The sequence below is a fragment of the Bacillus sp. MHSD_36 genome (genome assembly GCF_030757775.1).
GTDB lineage: Bacteria > Bacillota > Bacilli > Bacillales > Bacillaceae_G > Bacillus_A.
Genome location: NZ_JAVBIS010000003.1, coordinates 700,831 through 721,015, shown reverse-complemented (window position 1 = coordinate 721,015; position 20,185 = coordinate 700,831). Strand labels below are relative to the sequence as shown.

The 20,185-nt window shown below is 34.4% G+C and carries 20 protein-coding genes; 1 reads left to right on the top strand and 19 read right to left on the bottom strand.

The window, feature by feature from the left end:
• Nucleotide 1 precedes the first annotated feature (1 nt).
• The 8 genes from cydD to Q9B79_RS16860 all read right to left on the bottom strand — a co-directional run bounded on the left by cydD (nucleotide 2) and on the right by Q9B79_RS16860 (nucleotide 7,778).
• Nucleotides 2-1,717 (bottom strand): thiol reductant ABC exporter subunit CydD, encoded by a 1,716-nt coding sequence (gene cydD / locus Q9B79_RS16895; RefSeq protein ID WP_306186052.1) that lies wholly within the window; start codon nucleotides 1,715-1,717, stop codon nucleotides 2-4.
• Nucleotides 1,717-2,733: a cytochrome d ubiquinol oxidase subunit II gene (cydB, locus tag Q9B79_RS16890; RefSeq protein ID WP_306186049.1), complete on the bottom strand. Its 1,017-nt coding sequence runs from the start codon at nucleotides 2,731-2,733 to the stop codon at nucleotides 1,717-1,719. The genes cydD and cydB overlap by 1 nt, the downstream gene beginning before the upstream one ends.
• Nucleotides 2,720-4,123: a cytochrome ubiquinol oxidase subunit I gene (gene cydA / locus Q9B79_RS16885; protein WP_306186047.1), complete on the bottom strand. Its 1,404-nt coding sequence runs from the start codon at nucleotides 4,121-4,123 to the stop codon at nucleotides 2,720-2,722. The genes cydB and cydA overlap by 14 nt, the downstream gene beginning before the upstream one ends.
• 601 nt (nucleotides 4,124-4,724) lie before the next feature.
• A complete protein-coding gene (locus Q9B79_RS16880) occupies nucleotides 4,725-5,780 on the bottom strand; it encodes an LLM class flavin-dependent oxidoreductase (RefSeq protein ID WP_306186045.1) in 1,056 nt (351 codons plus the stop codon).
• A gap of 83 nt (nucleotides 5,781-5,863) precedes the next feature.
• The gene (locus Q9B79_RS16875) at nucleotides 5,864-6,307 is read right to left on the bottom strand and encodes a MarR family winged helix-turn-helix transcriptional regulator (RefSeq protein WP_001205517.1); all 444 of its coding nucleotides are present in this window, start codon (nucleotides 6,305-6,307) and stop codon (nucleotides 5,864-5,866) included.
• 153 nt (nucleotides 6,308-6,460) lie between these two features.
• Nucleotides 6,461-6,784, bottom strand: coding sequence for a carboxymuconolactone decarboxylase family protein (locus Q9B79_RS16870; RefSeq protein ID WP_306186043.1), 324 nt, complete (start codon nucleotides 6,782-6,784; stop codon nucleotides 6,461-6,463).
• Nucleotide 6,785: 1 nt separating this feature from the next.
• The gene (locus Q9B79_RS16865) at nucleotides 6,786-7,193 is read right to left on the bottom strand and encodes a tautomerase family protein (protein WP_306186040.1); all 408 of its coding nucleotides are present in this window, start codon (nucleotides 7,191-7,193) and stop codon (nucleotides 6,786-6,788) included.
• 18 nt (nucleotides 7,194-7,211) lie between these two features.
• Entirely contained in the window at nucleotides 7,212-7,778 is a 567-nt protein-coding gene (locus Q9B79_RS16860) for a DUF4865 family protein (RefSeq protein WP_306186038.1), read from the bottom strand.
• A gap of 120 nt (nucleotides 7,779-7,898) precedes the next feature.
• On the opposite strand from Q9B79_RS16860, the gene Q9B79_RS16855 reads away from it, so the two are divergent.
• A complete protein-coding gene (locus Q9B79_RS16855; RefSeq protein WP_306186036.1) occupies nucleotides 7,899-8,687 on the top strand; it encodes a LysR family transcriptional regulator in 789 nt (262 codons plus the stop codon).
• Between the two features lie 96 nt (nucleotides 8,688-8,783).
• On the opposite strand, the gene Q9B79_RS16850 is transcribed toward Q9B79_RS16855, so the two are convergent.
• The 11 genes from Q9B79_RS16850 to Q9B79_RS16800 all read right to left on the bottom strand — a co-directional run bounded on the left by Q9B79_RS16850 (nucleotide 8,784) and on the right by Q9B79_RS16800 (nucleotide 20,103).
• Nucleotides 8,784-9,737 (bottom strand): branched-chain amino acid ABC transporter permease, encoded by a 954-nt coding sequence (locus Q9B79_RS16850; protein ID WP_306186195.1) that lies wholly within the window; start codon nucleotides 9,735-9,737, stop codon nucleotides 8,784-8,786.
• 49 nt (nucleotides 9,738-9,786) lie between these two features.
• A complete protein-coding gene (locus Q9B79_RS16845; RefSeq protein ID WP_306186034.1) occupies nucleotides 9,787-10,647 on the bottom strand; it encodes a branched-chain amino acid ABC transporter permease in 861 nt (286 codons plus the stop codon).
• Between the two features lie 21 nt (nucleotides 10,648-10,668).
• A complete protein-coding gene (locus Q9B79_RS16840; RefSeq protein ID WP_306186032.1) occupies nucleotides 10,669-11,370 on the bottom strand; it encodes a branched-chain amino acid ABC transporter ATP-binding protein in 702 nt (233 codons plus the stop codon).
• Nucleotides 11,348-12,121 (bottom strand): ABC transporter ATP-binding protein, encoded by a 774-nt coding sequence (locus Q9B79_RS16835; RefSeq protein ID WP_306186030.1) that lies wholly within the window; start codon nucleotides 12,119-12,121, stop codon nucleotides 11,348-11,350. Before Q9B79_RS16835 ends, Q9B79_RS16840 begins: the two co-directional genes overlap by 23 nt.
• Nucleotides 12,122-12,212: 91 nt before the next feature.
• Nucleotides 12,213-13,430 carry a substrate-binding domain-containing protein gene (locus tag Q9B79_RS16830; protein WP_306186029.1) on the bottom strand — a complete coding sequence of 406 codons (1,218 nt, stop codon included), beginning with the start codon at nucleotides 13,428-13,430 and terminating at the stop codon, nucleotides 12,213-12,215.
• Between the two features lie 233 nt (nucleotides 13,431-13,663).
• A complete protein-coding gene (locus tag Q9B79_RS16825; RefSeq protein ID WP_306186193.1) occupies nucleotides 13,664-15,460 on the bottom strand; it encodes a 6-bladed beta-propeller in 1,797 nt (598 codons plus the stop codon).
• 62 nt (nucleotides 15,461-15,522) lie between these two features.
• Nucleotides 15,523-16,518: a 3-oxoacyl-ACP synthase gene (locus Q9B79_RS16820; RefSeq protein ID WP_306186028.1), complete on the bottom strand. Its 996-nt coding sequence runs from the start codon at nucleotides 16,516-16,518 to the stop codon at nucleotides 15,523-15,525.
• Entirely contained in the window at nucleotides 16,518-16,934 is a 417-nt protein-coding gene (locus Q9B79_RS16815; RefSeq protein WP_306186027.1) for a MaoC family dehydratase, read from the bottom strand. The genes Q9B79_RS16820 and Q9B79_RS16815 overlap by 1 nt, the downstream gene beginning before the upstream one ends.
• Before the next feature lie 4 nt (nucleotides 16,935-16,938).
• The gene (locus Q9B79_RS16810; protein WP_306186026.1) at nucleotides 16,939-18,429 is read right to left on the bottom strand and encodes an o-succinylbenzoate--CoA ligase; all 1,491 of its coding nucleotides are present in this window, start codon (nucleotides 18,427-18,429) and stop codon (nucleotides 16,939-16,941) included.
• Nucleotides 18,430-18,444: 15 nt separating this feature from the next.
• Nucleotides 18,445-19,050: a TetR/AcrR family transcriptional regulator gene (locus Q9B79_RS16805; protein WP_306186025.1), complete on the bottom strand. Its 606-nt coding sequence runs from the start codon at nucleotides 19,048-19,050 to the stop codon at nucleotides 18,445-18,447.
• A gap of 129 nt (nucleotides 19,051-19,179) precedes the next feature.
• The gene (locus Q9B79_RS16800) at nucleotides 19,180-20,103 is read right to left on the bottom strand and encodes a CobW family GTP-binding protein (protein WP_306186023.1); all 924 of its coding nucleotides are present in this window, start codon (nucleotides 20,101-20,103) and stop codon (nucleotides 19,180-19,182) included.
• Between the last annotated feature and the right edge of the window lie 82 nt (nucleotides 20,104-20,185).

Genomic DNA, 20,185 nt, shown 5'->3' with positions numbered 1-20,185 from the left:
TCTATTCCCTCTCTTTCCTATGAAAATGTAATGCCTCATTCTTTAAAAGCTCTTCATACGTTCCACTTTCTATCATTTTCCCATTATTTAAAACAAGAATATGATTCATCTGTTTCATCCAGTGAAGACGATGCGTTGCAAGAAATACTAACTTACCTTCAAACAGACGTAACATCGCTTGCTTTATTTCAAATTCAGTTTCTATATCAAGATGTGCCGTAGGCTCGTCTAATAAAATAATTGGCTTTTTACTTAAAAGTGCACGCGCCATAGCAACACGTTGTTCTTGCCCGCCACTAAGCATACGTCCACCTTCTCCAATTTTTTCATACATTCCGTTCGGAAGCGATGTAACAAGTGAACGTAGACCAACTTCATTAATAACTCTTTCCACTTCTTCATCCGTTGTATTTGTTTCGTAAAAACAAATGTTATCTTTTAATGAAAGCGGGAAAATATAAGATTGCTGCGGAATATAAGCAATATTCTTTTGCCACTCTTCACGAGTAGATCCATCAATTTCCACACCATTTACAATCATCTTTCCAGCTGAAGGAGTTAAAAATCCTGCTAATACGTCGATTAACGTTGATTTCCCTGCCCCACTTTCACCAATTACACCTATGGCGCCAGTGCCTTTCCAAGTAAAGTCAATTCCCTCTAATATAGCTTTTTCAGATTCATTACTATTTACTTTTACATCATGTAATTTCAAGCTACTAGTTGAATTCCATATTAAGTCTACATTAGATTCTTTCTTTCCTATTTCTTTTTGTTGCTGTAAAATCTCTTCTATTTGCTCCATTGCCAATTGTCCATCTAACGTAGCATGATAATTCGCTCCAACTTGTTTAATCGGTAAGAAGTATTCCGGAGCTAAAATTAAAATCGTAAGGGCCGGCAATAGGACAATCGTCCCGTCTATTAAACGTATCCCTAATCCGACTGCCACAAATGCGATTGATAAACTCGTAAAGAAATCTAATGCAAAAGAAGAAAGAAAAGCAACTCGCAAAGTACGCATCGTTGCTTTTCTATATCTTTTACTTACTTTTTCAATCTTTCCTTCGTGCTGTTCACTTTTACCTAAATACTTTAATGTTTCTAACCCTTTTAACGTATCTACAAAATGATTAGAAAGCACACGATATGTCTCATACTGACTATCCGCCATTTTCTGCGCTGCTAATCCTAGTAGAATCATAAATATGATAACGATAGGAATCGTTACAACTAAAATGATTCCAGACTCAATATCTAGCGTAAAAACATATAGTACAATTAGCCCCGGTACGATACTACTTCGTATCATTTTAGGAATTGTTAATTCAATATATGTTTTAAATTTCTCAATACCTTCTATCGATAAGGTAACCAGATGACCTGTTCCAGCAGTTTGAACATACCGTGGACCTAACGTGAAATACGCCTCTATTAATTGTTTCCTCAGTAGCGCCCCTGTTTTTTCCGCAAAACGTTCCACTAGTATTTGTGATACTCTAACTAGCATGTGACGTACTGCAAACATGATTCCAAAATAAATCGTTTCATTTAACACAGATTGCACTGTTTCTCCCTGAAATAAAAACGTAATAGCCTTCGCTAAAAACACTGTTTGTGCAATAATACTAAAAGCTTCTAAAATGCTAATGATTGTTAATACTACATATAAAACTCGGCTACCAGGATACGACGGAAGTCCTCTTTTTCTTTTCATTAGTACTCCAAATCTTTATCTGACTTAACAGGTTGTCTAAACACATAGAAACTCCATATTTGACTTCCCAAAACAAATGGCAATATAGCAATTGAAAAATACGTCATCAGTTTTAGTGCATATTCTCCTGATGCTGCATTATAAATTGTCAAATCGTATATTGACCCTAACGAGCTAATTAAGACACGTGGGAACATGCCAGCAAACACACTTGCACTCAGTAAAATGATTGTTAAACTTGTCATAAAGAAAGCCCAACCATCTCTTCTTCTTTTATTTAATAATGTTGACACACATAACGCTACAAAAGCTCCGATTGGAACCATAATCCACTCTGTACCATGACCAGTGAAAATATCTGTTTTCCATAACCCTACACCGGCAAAAATAAGAAGTGCTATAATTGCGAGCGGTGCAATTTTCAACGAGGCAATACGTGCACGTTCTCTTAACTTACCAGTTGTACGTATAGTAAGGAACTGCAATCCGTGAACAATACATAGCAGAAGGAACATAACTCCTCCAAGTAATGCAAATGGATGAAGTAATTGTAAGAATCCCCCTACAGCATTTTTTGTCTCATCAATTGGAATACCTACCATAAAGTTAGTAATGGCAACTCCCCAAAGGATAGGTGGTAGTAAACTTCCTAAAAACATACCCCAATCCCAAAAACCTTTCCATTTATGATTATCTATTTTCGCACGGAATTTAAAGGAAACACCTCTTATAATTAAAGCAAGAAGCATAAATACAAACGGAATGTAAAACCCGCTAAATAAAGTTGCATACCAGTGCGGGAATGCCGCGAACATAGCGCCACCTGCACAAACAAGCCATACTTCATTCGCGTGCCAAAATGGACCAATTGTATTTAAGTATATTCTTTTCTCTAAATCGTTTTCCCCTAAAAACCTTGAAACTATACCTACACCGAAATCGAAACCTTCAAGTACAAAGAAGCCTACGAATAAAATGGCAATAATGATAAACCACAACTCATTAAGAGATAACATACTCTTCCTCCTTATCAAATGGATCATGGCTTTGAGAATCCTGTTTCATTTTCTTATTCTCATGACCTTTAATGATACGAACGAATAAGTAAACAGTAATTCCACCTATAATTAAATATAGTGATGTGAATGAAACTAAAGAGAATAATACTTCTCCGAACGTAACATTTGGAGATACAGCATCTTCCGTTTTCATAACACCGAAAACTACCCAAGGTTGACGTCCCATTTCAGTCATAATCCATCCTACTGTGTTACCGATAAACGGTAGTGAAATTGCATACACCATTAATTTTAAATACCAAGTTTTTTCAGCTAATCGATCTTTTCTTGATAAGAACCATCCGTACGCTCCTAGAAGAAGCATAAATGTTCCACTCATTACCATCGCTCTAAAACTCCAAAACATAGTGTGTACTGGCGGAATATAATCTCCAGGTCCATATTTTTCTTCATATTGCTTTTGAATTTGATTCATCCCTTCAACTTGACCGCTAAATTTATCAAATGATAATAGACTTAGCATATAAGGGATTTGAATTTCAAACGCATTTTCTTTCTTCTCTGCATCAATTTTTGCAAATACTGTAAATGGCGCTGGATCCTCACTCGTATTCCATAACGCTTCAGCTGCCGCCATTTTCATTGGGTGTGTCTTAATTAATTGTTGTGCTTGTGCATGACCAAAGAATAATACTAGCGCAGTTGTAAGTGTTCCAACAATGATAGAAATGCGGAACGATTTTTTAAACACTTCGGTCTCTTGAGCTTTCGTTATTTTCCATGCACTCACACCTGCAATAAAGAATGCACCAGTTGCAATTGCCGCTGTAATTGTATGCGGGAATTGTACCCATAATTGTGGATTTTGAATGATCGCTAAGAAATCATTCATTTGTGCACGTCCATCTGCTGCCATTTCATATCCTACTGGCGATTGCATAAATGCACTTGCAGTTAAAATCCAAAATGCTGATAACATTGTTCCAATTGAAAGAAGCCAAATACATAAAAGGTGAATTCGCTTCGGTAATTTATCCTCACCGAATACCCATAAACCTAAAAATGTAGATTCAATGAAAAATGCTAATAAACCTTCAATAGCAAGTGATGGACCAAACACATCACCTACGAAACGTGAATAGGTTGACCAGTTCATACCAAACTGGAATTCTTGTAGAATACCAGTTACTACACCTACCGCAAAGTTAACAAGGAATATTTGTGTCCAAAACTTCGTCATCTTCTTATAAATTTCTTGTCCCTTTACTACATATAACGTTTGCATTAATGCAATAATAAAAGCTAAACCAATAGACAGCGGAACAAAAAAGTAATGGAAAATCGTTGTTGATGCGAACTGTATTCGTGCCAATTCGAGCGTTTCCATACTACAATCACTTCCTTCATAGTTTTTATAATAAAAGTTAATTGAGCAATCTTATCAAACTCAATTATTAAGAAATACGAAAAGACAAAAACATTTTGTATGTATTGTCGAAAAATATGAAGTTTCAGTTTTTCAAACTATTGTAATGCTATTTTTTACCTTTTCACTATTTCTGTAGTGTTTTATCCGTTAATCGAATTGTATAATATACCTGCATAGTAAATTCAGCTGATTTTTGACGTATTATTGACATCATTTTGTCTGAAATATGTCTTTTGTCATTTTTTTGAATTAGATTTTTTCATTAATAAAATGTATTTTTTTAATATAATACTTACTTTTATCTCAATAAAATAATCACTTTTCTCTTCATACACTTGACTTTCACGAGAAAAAATGTCCTCTTAAGCAACGAAGAATTCAGTTTGTCTTTTGTCAAGAGAAAAATATATTTCCAAAATTCAAACACGAAATAATGTTATTCAAAAATAGAAAATATCATCCCTTCTTTCTAGACTGAAAATTTATTTTTTCATTTTTTCAAACTAAATTCGTACATAAAAAATACCGAGAATCGATTAGACTCTCGGTATTTTTTAAATTATTTTGCTGTATATTTTCTAACAGTTGGTAAAATTTCAGTAGCAATTAATTCGATGTTTTTTTCAATCTTATTAAGTGGTACACCACCAAAATCAATTTGTGCCATAAAACGTTGTTGCCCAAACAATTCATATTGGTAAAGCATTTTTTCAATAATTTGTTGCGGGCTACCAACCATTAATGCGTCACGATAATCTACTGCATTTGTAAATTGTTGCTTCGGATACCCACCACCACGCAGTGTAAGCATACCAGCATTAATATGAGGATAGTATTCATTAAATGCATCTTGTGAATTTTTTGCTGTATAAAATAAACTTGTCGTTGCAACTGGTAAACTTGCTGGATTAAATCCACTTTGCGCCGCAGCCTCACGGTAAGCATCTACTGATCCTTTAAAGTTAATAGCTGGACCACCTAGTGTTGTTATCATCATTGGTACGCCCGCACGTCCTGCTTTAATCGCACTAGCTGGCGGGCCACCAACTGCACGCCAAATTGGTAAGTTATTATTTTTCGCTCTTGGAATAACCGATGCGTATGCAAGTGGTGCTCTGAACTGTCCATTCCAAGTTACATGTTCCTCGTTATTAATTTTCAATAAAAGTTCCATCTTCTCTTCAAATAATTCTTCATAATCATTCACGTCATAACCAAGTAAACTATATCCCCCAATACGAGATCCACGACCAGCCACGATTTCTGCACGTCCATTAGAAATTAAGTCAATTGTAGCAAAATCCTCATATACTCGTACCGGATCAGATGTACTTATTATCGTTGCTGAACTTGCAATTTTTATATTTTGTGTAGCTTGTGCAATAGCTCCTAAAATAACGGTATGAGCTTGCGTTGTAAAATGTGTTTGATGGCTTTCACCGACAGCAAATACATCAAGGCCAGCTTGATCCGCTAACTTAGATGTTTCAATTAACTCATGAATTCTTTGTTCAGCGCTAATTTTATCTCCGTTATGTGGATTTAAAACATGGTCCCCAATTGAATATAATCCAAACTCCATTCCTTTACTTGGATCCATACGGTATTTTTCCATAGTTGATCTCTCCTTTAATTAAGTCATATTAATTTTCTTCAACTAACCATCAATTGACTAGTCAATTGATAATGTAAAAAAAATTACTCTTGCGGTAATTCTTTTTTTTCACTGTGTTTATGCACTTTCGTCATTAGCTCGTATAATATTTTCTGCTCTTCTTCATTTAATACATCATCAAAAAACGAAGATTGAAATGCAAGCTGCTCTGGCAGTGCTTTTTCTAAAGCTGCTTCCCCTTGCTCTGTAAGACTAATTGTTTTCGTTTTCCAATCTTGTTTTCGTACTATATATCCTTCTTTTTCAAGACGAGTTAACATTCGAGAAATACCACCTTGAGTAACAGTTACCTTTTCAGCTAACTCCATTTGCGTTAGTGGTTGATACGTACGTATTTGCAAAAGCACATCAAATTGAGCTGTCGTTAAATCAAAACGTTTTAAAAACTCATTTGACATCTGATTACTTTGGTTCGTAAATCGTATTAAACGTAACCATATTAATGATCCTATCGTATTATCACGCATGTTTGATCACTTCCTATTGTGAATCTTACTATCACTTTACTACGCAAGTGATAAAAAAGCAAGAGAAAACGCGAAAAATATCTCATTAGAGTATTACATAAATAACGATAAGAAAGAATTCATGTTTAAATGAATTCTTTCTTATCGTTATTCTTAACTTTCCATTTCATTCATTGCTATATGTAAAGCTCCCACTGCTTTCGGCCAACCAGCATAAAAAGCCATATGTGTTATTAATGCAATCATTTCATTTTCTTTAATTCCATTTTGTTTGGCCAGTCGCAAATGAAATGGTAATTGTTCTGTCTGATTCAGACTAATTAGTGCCGCCACTGTACATAGACTTCTTTCTCTTAATGTTAAAGTGGCATCCCGCCACACTTCCTCGAACAATATCTCTTCACTATAACGAGCAAATGCAGGTGCCTTTTCTCTCATTTTCTCTTGAATACAATATTCAATGGACTCATTCATCATTTCACTCCCCCTTTACTTTTACCAATTGTGCCACTCCTTGACCAAATGACCAATTTTCAGCAGCTATCTCATTTAGCGTAATAAAAATATCTGCAATTTTTATACCGGAGCATTCAGAAACCTTCGAGGATATCGATTGATACAGATCACTTTTCTGTTTTATCGTTCTCCCCGGTCCACATGTAATAGAAACATACATCATATTCTCTGTTCTCTTTTCTCCTCTTTCTAATAAATAATATGGATTATATAAAAAGTGATTTTGCGAGTAAGATAAAAACAGTTGAAAATAATCATTTTCAGGGATGTTAAAATGTTCAATTAATGAAAGATGAATACATTCACCTATCTTTTTGATTTCTTCTTTATTTAATTTATTTTCATAATAATAAACGTTCACAAAAGGCATACATTTTCAGTCCTTTTCTTAAACTTCAACAAATTTCCATCGTGAAATGTGCAAAATCTCATATACTGTAACATCTTTATTCGTTACCATGTCAGGCTTTTCTTCATAAAAATTAAACTGACTATACCTCCATTTATCTGGATTATAAACTATTACATTGCCTAAACACTTTTCTATATTTTGTACATATTCATTCATCGTTTTTAATTGAGTCCCCCTCAGTGAATTACTTTGAGAAATACTCCCCACGTATTCAATAACATATTTACTTTTTTTAAAATCATCACTTAAATTAACAACTAATGGAACACCTATATTTATTTGTTGCCATCCAAAAGATTGTAAAATATTATCGTAATATCCTTCAAAAATAAATTTGTTCATTCCTTCATAGCCATTCCAAATATATAAAGGTGCATAACAGTTATAGAAATTCCCGTCTTTACCTGCCTCGGTAATTAAATATGCTTTGAAATTTAATTCTTGAAAACCATCCGTTTTATGCCCATTTTCCTTTACCCTTTTTTTAATGATCTCCATATCATAATCCTTTGGCAACATGACCTTATATTTCATTCCAATCATATTTATCACTCACTTTCTATCTTATATACACAATGATAAACCGATGATTGACTACCGTAAAATAGCTATAAATTATGTTTGATATCATTTATAATGATATCGTATAAGGGGCTGTGATAAATGGAAATAAATGATCTTATTATATTCAAAACTGTAGCTAGTGAAGGTTCTATTAGTAAAGCTGCTAAAGAGTTAGGATATGTTCAGCCAAACGTAACTGAGCGAATCAAAAAATTAGAACAAGAATTAGAAACTCCTTTACTACATAGAGATAACAAAGGCGTTTCCTTATTACCTTCTGGTGACATTTTATTAGACTACACGAATCAAATATTAACTTTAGTAGAAGAAGCGAAAGATAAAATTAAAATGAATGGTTCTTATTATATAATCGCGACGTCACAATCTATTTTGACTAATTATGTAAGCAAGCGCATTAAAGAAAATTTCAGGAATTATCAAATATATGTAGAAAATAGTAGTCATTTGCAAAAATTACTGCAGCAACAAAAAGTTGATATGGTCATTACTTATGAGGATTACCCGGACATAGCGTTTAAAAAAGTATTTTCCACTTCAATTTCTATAGGCTTATTAAAACCAAAAGAAAAGTGTACCATTGAATTTTCACAGGAACTCTTCTTCGTTAGTAATGACAAAAAGTGCCCCTTTAGAAATAAGACGATACAATTTCTAAAAGAAAATAATTTATCTCAGTGTCAACTTCAACAATTAGATTCTTATTCACTTATGGAAGAGTTTATTCAGGACGGAAAAGGGGTTGCCTTTTTACCGATTAAAAATGATAAATTGGTACCAATTGAAAATGTTCCAATTGAGAAATTAGCTGTTCATTTTTTTACAAATCAAAACTCTTTAAAACAAATACCTAATGAATTATTTAATTAGTATAATAGCTATAAACTAACTCATTATATACACCAATAAAAATCCCTCCTTTATGAATCTAAAAGAGGGATTTTCATATTCTATACAACTGATTCTTCACACATTTTGCTCCACTTCTGCACTTTTCTCCTTCTTATTCCGTTTCATACCCTTCAATCTCTTAACCGTTCCAACTAATCCTTTCGGAAAAACTAGCAATACGATAATGTACAATAAACCGAGAATAATCGTCCATCGTTCAAAAATCGGATACGTTGTAGCTAGTTCTGATAAATAGTATTTCAGTGATTCAATAATTCCTGCTCCAGCAATTGCCCCAATTAACGTTCCAACGCCTCCAATCATTGTCATCAATAATGCATTTAATGTCATTTCAATTGAAAATACAGTCGTATTTACAAAGCGCAATGTGATAACAAATAATCCACCACTAATCGCAGCTACTACTCCTGCCACAATACTAGCGATAATTTTATAATGAAGAACTTTATATCCTAGTGCTTCCACACGTTGCTCATTTTGTGAAATTGCCTTTAACACTTTTCCAATAGAAGATTTAGTGAAAAGACGTAACAGAACAAAAATGATAAGTAAACATATAAGCGTTACATAATAAAAGGTAAAACGATCACGGAATAAGTCTGGTACACCAAATGTAAAACCATCACCTCCGTGAGTAAGCCCACGCCATTTTTCAGCAAGGACGAAAAACAACTGTGAAATAGCAAGTGTTAACATTGCATAAAAATGACTTTTCAGTCGTAAAGAGAGCAAACCGATTATATAACTAACCATTGCTGAAATGATAATTGCAGCTACTATCCCTATTAAAAAGTTCGTTATGGATACTCCTTGTCGATCAAATAAAAGCGCTACCCCATATGCCCCTATTCCAAAGAACATGCAATGACCGAATGATACAATTCCTGTATATCCAAGCAATACATCAAAGCTCATTGCAAAAATAGCAAAGATGAAGATTTGAGTGAACAAAATTAACAAGCTTCTTGAATCATTTACGAATGGAAATACACTTAAACAAATGAGCATAATTACTCCGAAGTATACTTTAATTCGATTTGATGTGCTGCTCACCATTTCACCCCTTTTCACTAACCAGTCCGTTTGGCTTCACTATTAAGAAAAATAGTAACATTAACATATTGATTGCAAGTGATAAATCTGGTATGAAATACGCTGTAAAAGCACCAGCTAATCCGACAATTAAAGACGCGATTGCTGAACCTTGTACGCTCCCTAACCCTCCAATAATTACTACTATGAAAGCTAAAATTGCATACTGCATACCCATCTCGGCGAAAATTACGCCTGAATATGGTGCTAATAAGAATCCACCTAAGGCAGCCATCCCTGCTCCTAATAAGAAGACGAAAGAAAATATTGCTTTTACATTAATACCGAGCGCTTGAACCATCTCTTTATCCATTACACCAGCTCGTATCATAAGACCTATCTTTGTTTTTTTAAGTAATAATAGTAAGGCGACGTATATGATAATCCCAATTATAATAACAAATAGACGATATTTAATTAAGATAACGCCTCCGAATGTAAAACTTCCTTGTAGCCATAACGGTAATTTTGCACCAATTGGATTAGGACCCCAAAATACTTTAATGCATTCACTTAGTACAAGCATTCCTCCAAGTGTCACAAGAAGCTGGCGAACATGATTTCCATACACCGGTCTAATAAGAAATCTTTCTAAAATGAAGCCAAGAAACATCCCCATAGCTATTGCTCCAATAAACGCTAATATATAACTACCTGTCATATTAAATAGCCAAACTCCTGTAAATGCTCCCCACGCAAATAAACCACCATGTGCGAAATTTAGAACGCTCATTAAACCGAAAATAAGTGAAAGACCTGATGCTAATAAAAAAATAAGCATCCCTGTTGAAATCCCATTTACAAATAAATTGATTAACACATCCATCCTTCTCACCCCGGATTCATGTTAAGAGATTCCTAAATATTTATGACACATTTCCTTATCCTCTTTTAATTCATACATAAAACCGTTATGAACAATTTTTCCGTTATCCATAATATAAAAATAATCACCAATTTGACTAGCCATCATAAAATTTTGTTCAACGAGTAAAACTGTTGTTTTCTCCTTCATTTTTAAAATGGCTATCATTAATTTTTCTACCATAATGGGGGACAAGCCTTTACTCGGCTCATCAATAAGTAATAAACCATCACTATTTATAAATGCCCTTGAAATTGCTAGCATTTGCTTTTGTCCTCCGCTTAAGAGTCCGCTTTTTTTGTGCCAAAACTGCTTTAAATCTGGAAATAATTCAAGCATCCACTCGATTTTCTCTTCCGCTTCTTCGCCCTTTCCTCTAGCAAGAGCAAATGTTTCTTCTACTGTCAGATCGTGAAAAATACCTTGATTTTCTGGTACATACCCTATTCCTTTTCTTGAAATTAAATGTGTTGATAGTCCATTTACTTGTGTACGATCATAATAAATTTCACCATGTGCGATATGGTGAAATCCCATAACCGAACGTAATGTCGTCGTCTTTCCTGCCCCATTTCTCCCAAACAGTACAGTAATCGTCCCTTTCTCAACAGTAAGAGATACCCCTTGTAAAATATGAAACTGATCTAAATACGTCTCTATATTATTCACTTGTAATAGTGCCACTATATAATCCCCCTAAATAAGCACTTTGTACACGCTCATCTTTCATAATCTCTTCGGGCAATCCTTCAGCCAATAGTTCTCCATGGAATAAAACGATAAGATGGTCTGACAAACCTAGTACCATATCCATTTTGTGTTCAATCAGTACAATTGTACTCTCTGGATGTTTTTTAATATTTTCAATCACTTGTAAAATAGCCGGTACCTCCTCAACTGATATACCTGCAGTCGGCTCATCAAGTAGTAACACATCCGTTTTTAAAGCTAATAACATCGCAAGCTCTAACTTTCTTTTTTCTCCATGCGCTAAATCTTTCGCTAATACATGTTCCTTCTCCTGAAGTAATACTGTTTTTAAAAAACGTCTCGCCTCTCCAACTTGTTGCTTAACTTTTGCCAAACTCGGAAAAAAACTATAGTAATCTTGAACAAATGATTGAACACTCAAACGAACATTTTCAAGTACCGTTAGCTCTGGGAATATATTTGTAAGCTGAAAAGAACGACCAATTCCTAATCGAGTTCGATCTGAAATTGATAAATTTGTAATCTCTTGTCCTTTAAAATACACTTCACCCTTCGTTGGAGAAATTTGCCCACTTAGTAAATTAAATAACGTTGTCTTTCCTGCACCATTTGGTCCAATAATGGAAATTAGCTTTCCTTTTTGTACTGTCAAATTCACATCCTTAATAACATGATGCTCGCCAAAAGATACGCTAAGATTTTTCGTTTCAAGCAAATGTGTCACGAAATTCCTCCTTTTAAAGCTTTAAGTATGAAAGAAATACGTATAAAGAGGGTGCACTCCCTCTTTATACAAAAACAACAGAAAATTCAGTCTATTTGTTTTGAACTGGTGGTTCTGTCTCTTTCATCGTTAATTCTCGCTCTAATACTGGCACCGGATAGCCAACACCATCTTGCTTTTTCAATGTGATAGAATACAGTGTCTGCATCGCTTGATGATCCTTTTCTCTAAACTTCATCTTTCCTTTCGGTGTATCAAATTCCATTCCTTCCATTTTCTTAATCAACGTATCTACATCTGTATCTCCTTTTGATTTCTTTAAAGCTTCTACAATAGAAATTGCCGCTGACATTCCACCTGCTGTAAATAAATCTGGCACCGTACCATTAAATCGTTTTTTATGTTCTTCCACTAACCAATCATTCACCTTATTTTTCGGGAGTGTATGATAATAAACAGAAAAGCCTTGCATTCCTACTAATGCATCCATCGTTTTTAATGCCGGTATATCTGGTGCACCCGTAGAAATTTTAATACCTTGTGCTTCTACATTCATATCTTTTAACTGTTTCCAAGGTGAATTTGCCCCTGCCCAAACGATAAATAAATAATCTGGTTTTGAACTAATGATATTTTGAATATTTGCAGTGAAGTCAGTCGAATTTGTATCAGCATATTGCTCGTTTACAATATTCGCACCTAATTTCTTCGCTCCAGCTTTAAATGCTGCAATCCCTTCACGGCCGTATGCATTATCTTGTGCTAACGTTGCTATTTTCACATCTTTTTTAGCAATTGCTGCTGCACCAGCGACTGCATCTTGAGATGAATTTCTACCTGTTCTAAAAATGTATTTATTCCAGTTCTTCCCGGTAATACTATCAGCTACTGCCGGTTCTACAACCATTATTTTTTCATATTCTTCAGCTAATGGTAAAACCGCTAATGTATCACTTGAACTAGACGATCCGACTAAAAAATCAACTTTCTCTTCTTCTAATAATTTCGTAGCTTTTTTAACTGCTACATCTGCTTTCGTTTCCGTATCTTCTACAACAAACTTAATCTTCTTCCCTTCCACTTTCCCAGTTCCACCCGTTGCATAGTCTAACCCTAATTCAAATCCGTTCACTGTTTGTTTTCCATACGATTCTAATGGACCTGTTAATGAAGCAAGAACCCCTACCTTAATCGTCTTTTCATCTTCTGTACTTGTTTTCTTTCCTGAACAAGCTGCCGTTATGAATAACGAACCTAAAACACAACCAGTAGTCATCATTCTTAGCCATTTACGTTTTTTCATCGACATTGTGATCCTCCCCATACTTTTCTGTCTGATAGAATCAAACACGCCAAAGTTCCCCATCCGTAATTATGACTTTTCTTTGAATCATATAAACGAGATTGTTAGTATACATGTATCTTCTCCGATTTCCATTAAATCCCTTTACAATTTGATATAAATATTTTATTCCTACCTATACCGCATTCCGAAACTATTAAACTTCTATCCTTTCTAACAAACATTTTGAGCCTCCAATATTAATTAGCTTTCTTAAAAAATTGAATTCTTTGGAGTAAACCATCTGTAATAATGATATTCCCTTGGCTATCCACGTCTATTCCTTGTGGTGAGAAAAACTGCCCTGATATGCCACTAAAGCTCCCAAAAGACTCTAAAAAATCCCCATTTTCATTATAAATATTCACACGATTATTAGAAGTATCTGTGACATACACGGTATTATTTATATTAATCTCAATTCCTATTGGTAAAAAAAGATCTCCTGGACCCTCTCCCCAATTTTCTAGTGGATCTAAGTTTCCAGCTCCACGATTTGTACCCCATTTTGTAAGAAAATTACCCTCATTATCAAATTTTTGAACCCTATTATTAATCCGATCCACAACATAAACATTATCTTTTGAATCAATCGCTAATTGCATAGGTTGAAAAAACTCTGCCTCTCCAGTTCCTTTTTTCCCCCATTCTTTCATATATACAAAGAATGGATTAAATTTTTGAATACGATGATTTTCTGAATCAGCTATAAATATGTTTCCTTTACTATCAATAGCTATTCCAGATGGAAATTGAAAAAAACCTGGTAATACTCCAAATGAACCATATGAAGCAAGCGCTATTCCTGAATTGGTGAATTTTTGGATACGATGATTTACAGAGTCAGATACATACACGTTATTGTAACGATCCGTTGCAATTTGTCTTGGAACATAAAACTGTCCTGGAAGACTTCCGTATCCTAGTGGTCCACCAGCACCAAATAAACTTCCCCACTTCCCAACAACCTTCCCAGTTGTATCATATTTCAAAATTCGATGATTAAAGGAATCAGATACAAAAACATTTCCATTCGTGTCTCTTTTGACATCATAAGGTCCTGCATATTGTGTATTTCCATTCCTTTCACTACCTATAGTTTTCTTCATTACCGCTGTTAGGCCTACTTCCTTATATAAAAGTACACGATTATTTCCCGTATCCGTTATATAGATATTCCCTTTACCATCCGGAAGAACTTGATTTGGATAAACAAACTGAAAAAAGTTACCTACTGTATATAGAAATTGATCTTTATTTGTAAATTCCATTATCCGATTGTTATAAGTATCTGCTACATATAGCGATCCAGATGTTGAGTCAAAATTTATTCCTCTTGGATGGTAGAATTGATATGGGCCTAAACCTGCAATTCCTGTTCCGATTACTCGCTTAAACTCCCCTTTTTTATCAAACACTTGAATACGATTATTATATGTGTCTGCAATATAAACCTCGTCTTGTTTATTTATCGCGATACCTTGTGGTAAAGCCATTTCTCCATTCGCCTTTCCATAACTCCCTATCGTTTGAATATACTGACCATTCGGGCTATATTTCTGAATACGATGATTGTATTCATCCGTAATATAGTAATTGTTATCGCTATCTACTGCAATTTCCCTAGGAAACGAGAACTGCTCACTTCCTTTACCTTTTGTGCCCCAACTTTTAATAAATTGAAACTCCTCATTAAATTTTTGAATACGATAATTCGCTGTATCTGCAACTAAAATATTACCTTCTTTATCAACAGCAATACCAAATGGCATATTAAACTGTCCCGGACCTTCACCTAAAGTTCCTATTGTATCAACAACTTCTCCATTCTTATCTATTTTCAAAACCCTATTATTCCCCATATCAACAACATACAAAAATCCTTTTGCATCCCTTGCCATCGCCACCGGTGTCCTTAATAACTTAGAAGGATCTAGCTCACTCCCCCATGATTTCACATATTTTACAGCCGCGGCACTTCCTACAGAAGCAAACATCCCTAGACTCACAGTAACAATGAAAAAACAACATATAATTTTTTTGATAAAATCCATCTTTACTACCACCTAATCACAGTCGCTGCCCACGTATACCCAGTCCCTGCACTAACTACTACTGCAATATCTCCAGACTGTAATTTTCCCTGTTCATTTGCAAAGTGCAGACCAATGCAAGGATCAAGCGCTGACATATGTCCATAATGATCTAAATATACAACTTGTTCTTCTTCTAGCCCTAACCCCTGTATCAATTCTATTAACATAGAACGTTTTGTATGCAATGGTAATAATACTTTAATATCTTTAGGAGTTAACCCACTTTTTCTTAACGCCTCTCGAATCACCTTGTCAAAATTAGGGATTGAAACCCGGTCTAGACGCTCTTTCATACTATTAGGATCTATTACATCAATATAATGTTGTCGATTCTTAACTGTATCATAGCTCGCAACCTGCTTTGATCCACCTGCTGGAATACGTACATCTTCATGAAATGAACCATCTGTTATAATCGCACTTCCTAATATTTCACCGTTGCTAGCATCTTTTTTCACTAAAGCTGCGCTTCCGCCATCAGCGAAATTAAACATAAAACGTGAGCGTGGATTATCATAATCTACAATTTGAGATTCTTTACATCCACCTACTAATAATATATTTTCAATTGAGTTATCGGAGTAGAGCATATCTTTTGCGACTTTGAGAGCAATAGGAAAGCAAGAACTAACATTCATAATTTCAAAAGCATAAGCATTTTTCAATCCAAGTTCATGCTGAATTTTTGGGGCACTTGACCATACGTGGTAATCTTTATGTGGACTGCCAAAATAAATGACTATATCAATAGATTGAGGATCTATTTGTAATAAGATTGGCTTTGCAGCAGCAATAGCTAAATCTGATGCATGCATCGTTTCGTCTGCGACATGTTTTTCATATAAACCAAACTTTTCTATAATAATTTTCTCAGGGATGCCTGTTTTCTTAGATAGATCTGCAGCCGTCTCTACGTCTTTTGGGAAGAAAACACCAGTCGTTTCAACCCCAATATTCATTAGACTACCCCTCCTTCTTTTGGCACCATCATCGTCGCTTCACCTGTCAATACTAAATCTCCTTTTTGATTATGACATTCAGTTAACAATTTCAAAACTCTCTTTTCTATCATAAATTCTTGCACTGTAGCCGTAGCTGTAATTGTATCTCCTATAAAAACTGGTGCTGTAAATTTAATAGTTTGTTCCATATAAACGGATCCTTTTCCAGGTAAATGAATCCCAAGTAATTGTGATAATAAACTAGAAGTTAGTAAACCATGTGCTATCCTTTGGTTAAATCTAGTTTGTTTCGCATACTCATGATCAATATGAATTGGATTAAAATCCCCACTCAAACCTGCAAATAATACAAAATCTGTTTCTGTTATTGTTTTACTACATGATGCCTGCTGACCCATGCTATACATCGCCATCTCTTCACCTGCTTCTCAATTGATTTGCTAACTGTACTTTTTGAATTTTACCAGTTGCATTTTTGGGCAATTCCTCTAGAAAAACAATTTCTTTCGGTATTTTATATTTTGCCAGAAATAAACGACAATGTTCAATGACTTCCTTTTCAGTTAATTCACTGCTACTCTTTTTCACAATAAAAGCGATTGGAATCTCCCCCCACTTTACATGTTGCCTGCCAACAACCGCTACCTCATATACCTCCGAAATCTTATTAATGACCTGCTCTACCTCAAGTGGATAAATATTTTCACCACCGGAAATTATCATTTCTTTTTTTCTACCGACAATGTATACAAAACCATCTTCATCAACCTTAGCTAAATCTCCCGTATATAACCAACCATCTTGAATTGTTTCTTTTGTTGCATCTGGTCGATTCCAATACTCTTTCATTACATTCGGCCCTCTTATAAGTAACTCCCCAACTTCGCCGATTCCAACCTTATTTTTGTTTTCATCAATAAGTACATAATCACAAAACAGTACAGGTTTTCCAATTGAACCTACTTTACGTCTTGCATCTTCTTCTGAAAGCATAAATACGGTTGGTGATGTTTCAGTCATGCCAAAGCCTTGCCCAAATAAAAATCCTCTATCTATAAATTCTCTCATCAACTCTTCTGGACATGGAGCACCACCGTTATAAAACCAGCGAACTGATTGTAATTTTGTAGTTTCAAACTTTGGACAATTAATCAATGCTTGATGAATTGTAGGTACTCCCATCACGACAGTCACTTTATGTTTTTCTATCATGGAAAGAGCTGTGATTGGTTCGAATTTTCTTGGAATAATAATTACGCCACCTGCAAATAAAGTTGGAAATGCGAATAAACCAATTCCACCAATATGAAATAAAGGTAATAATACAATAGAGCGGTCGTGCATAGTTAAGTCAATCGCAAATGTATTGTTAAGCGCATTCCAAAACATATTTTCTTGTGTAAGTACGGCTCCTTTCGGTTTTCCTGTTGTACCTGATGTATAACATATAATAAAGGATGCGCTTTCATTTATCTCTTCAAAGTTGTCACTTTTTCTATCTTCTATTTCTTTTAAACTTTTAATCAAAATAACTCTTTGAACACACGATACCTTATGCATTGACAGTGCCATATTTTGAAATGTTTCCTCTATAAATAAAACTGTAGTTCCACTATCTTTTAACTGAAAGATAAGTTCATTTTCTGTTAACCGTATATTAAGTGGCACAGCAATACATTCTACCTTTGCTATAGCAAACAAAAGTACAATATATTCCAAGCTATTTTGTGATAAAATGGCTATCCTTTCTCCTTTTTGTACATTCAAGTCGTAAATTAAATAGGTTGCTACTTTACTTACATACTCATGTAACTGTTTATATGTCATTTCCTCCTCTTCTGTAATAATGGCAATGCGATCTGGATGTAAATAGGACCGTTTTTCAATCCAATAAGCAATGCCTTGCATATTTCCTCCACTCCCTTATCTCTTTCTCAATCCTTCAAATATTAATGCCATCGCCGCTTCAAATACATCTTCTGGAACATCTTTCTCTTCCCAATAACCCCATCGCATTCCTAGAAATTGCCCAATTGACATAAGACAATACGCAATTGTTTCTTTATCAAGTTGTTTAAACTCTCCCGCTTCCATACCAGCCGATAAACTTTTTAAAAATCCATTTGCGAGCTTTGCATAGTACCATCTATATAAGTTATCATCAACAACTACTGCCTGTTGTACAATGTTATATAGATTAGGTCGATCTTTCACCCACCGAAAAAAAGCCTGAAAACCTCTTCTTTGTGCCTCTTCATAACTTGATATTCCCTTCATTTCTTCTTTAATAAGCAAGCGTAACTCACGGTTCAATCTGCGAATCAATTCATCAAATATATCTTTTTTAGATGGAAAGTAATTATAGAAAGTTCCGTGCGCTACCTTTGCTTCTTGTGTAATATTCACGATAGAAGCCTCGTAATATCCTTTACTACCAAATACCTCTTCTGCAGCACACAATAATTTCTCTCTCGTTTCTAACCCTTTTGTTGTTAAGTTTTTTACATCTATTATTATTTTTTCTGACACCTGAATCACCTCTTAGATTTGATTATAAATATATTTCCGAATTTTACAATTATTATCGTTAGACAAAATCTGCAAGTGTTTTTCTACATACAAAAAGGCCTAACTTAAAAATAAGTTAGGCCTTTCATCTTAATTAGAATTATTTTCTACTTTCTCCAATCCTTCAGTCAATTGTTTCTTATCTAGCCCTTCCCCTATTACTACCAAGTTCGTTGGGAAACCGAAGTCTTGTTCCAGTAAAGTCGGTACCCCAAATGAATATTGGAATAGATGCGGGTATTTATCTCCATGGAATTTCACAAATCCTTTTACACGATAAATACTGTCTGGTAACTTTGAAAGCCATTCATATAAATTGTCTTGATCAATCGATTTCGTAAATTGATATGTCATCGTTTGTATATGTAAATGCTGTTTTACATGTAGTGTCTCATGTTCCGCGCCATTCGTAAATTCAACTTCTTCTATGTCTTCTAAAGATATATTACAATATTTTGTTTCAAACAATTTCGCATGATTATTTATCACTTTCACTTCTTTTATTACTTTGTTCTTATCCTCATCTGTTAGTAAATCTGATTTATTAATTAAAATGTGGCTACCAAACTTCAGTTGCTCATGCAATAATTGCTGAACGTTTGCACTTAATACACTTCGATTTAACCATCTTACTGCATCTAAAACGACTACAATTGATTTCACTTCTAAGAAAGGTGCTAAAATTGGTGATACACATGCATCTAACACTTCAATGGGATGCGCAACACCTGTCGTTTCTATATAAATGACATCTGGTCTTTCTTGCTGATATAACGAATGCAGTTGTATTTCAAGCTCTTCTTTTAGCGTACAACAAATACATCCTTTCAGAAGTTCTCTTAAAACATTCTCTTTTCCAATAATATCTGTGTCTACCGAGTATTCACCAATTTCATTCATTAATACTGCAACTTTTCTATTCTTCTTTTTCTCCGCTAACAATAGATTTTGTAATAATGTTGATTTTCCACTTCCTAAAAAGCCACCTAATATATGAATTTCTACTTTATTCATGTGATCGACCATCCATTTCTTTATTTCAAACGTATTCAAAGCGTAATAATTACGATTTATATTTATTATTTTATTAAAAGAG

Bases quoted from the DNA above. Each gene is read 5' to 3' on its own strand.
- Q9B79_RS16825 (WP_306186193.1), bottom strand. From the start codon at position 15,460: ATGTTTGCTTCTGTAGGAAGTGCCGCGGCTGTAAAATATGTGAAATCA.
- cydA (WP_306186047.1), bottom strand. From the start codon at position 4,123: ATGGAAACGCTCGAATTGGCACGAATACAGTTCGCATCAACAACGATT.
- Q9B79_RS16875 (WP_001205517.1), bottom strand. From the start codon at position 6,307: ATGCGTGATAATACGATAGGATCATTAATATGGTTACGTTTAATACGA.
- Q9B79_RS16845 (WP_306186034.1), bottom strand. From the start codon at position 10,647: ATGGATGTGTTAATCAATTTATTTGTAAATGGGATTTCAACAGGGATG.
- Q9B79_RS16860 (WP_306186038.1), bottom strand. From the start codon at position 7,778: ATGATTGGAATGAAATATAAGGTCATGTTGCCAAAGGATTATGATATG.
- cydD (WP_306186052.1), bottom strand. From the start codon at position 1,717: ATGAAAAGAAAAAGAGGACTTCCGTCGTATCCTGGTAGCCGAGTTTTA.
- Q9B79_RS16815 (WP_306186027.1), bottom strand. From the start codon at position 16,934: ATGGCGATGTATAGCATGGGTCAGCAGGCATCATGTAGTAAAACAATA.
- Q9B79_RS16800 (WP_306186023.1), bottom strand. From the start codon at position 20,103: ATGAATAAAGTAGAAATTCATATATTAGGTGGCTTTTTAGGAAGTGGA.
- Q9B79_RS16870 (WP_306186043.1), bottom strand. From the start codon at position 6,784: ATGATGAATGAGTCCATTGAATATTGTATTCAAGAGAAAATGAGAGAA.
- Q9B79_RS16865 (WP_306186040.1), bottom strand. From the start codon at position 7,193: ATGCCTTTTGTGAACGTTTATTATTATGAAAATAAATTAAATAAAGAA.
- Q9B79_RS16855 (WP_306186036.1), top strand. From the start codon at position 7,899: ATGGAAATAAATGATCTTATTATATTCAAAACTGTAGCTAGTGAAGGT.
- Q9B79_RS16820 (WP_306186028.1), bottom strand. From the start codon at position 16,518: ATGAATATTGGGGTTGAAACGACTGGTGTTTTCTTCCCAAAAGACGTA.
- Q9B79_RS16880 (WP_306186045.1), bottom strand. From the start codon at position 5,780: ATGGAAAAATACCGTATGGATCCAAGTAAAGGAATGGAGTTTGGATTA.
- Q9B79_RS16810 (WP_306186026.1), bottom strand. From the start codon at position 18,429: ATGCAAGGCATTGCTTATTGGATTGAAAAACGGTCCTATTTACATCCA.
- Q9B79_RS16850 (WP_306186195.1), bottom strand. From the start codon at position 9,737: ATGCTCATTTGTTTAAGTGTATTTCCATTCGTAAATGATTCAAGAAGC.
- cydB (WP_306186049.1), bottom strand. From the start codon at position 2,733: ATGTTATCTCTTAATGAGTTGTGGTTTATCATTATTGCCATTTTATTC.
- Q9B79_RS16830 (WP_306186029.1), bottom strand. From the start codon at position 13,430: ATGTCGATGAAAAAACGTAAATGGCTAAGAATGATGACTACTGGTTGT.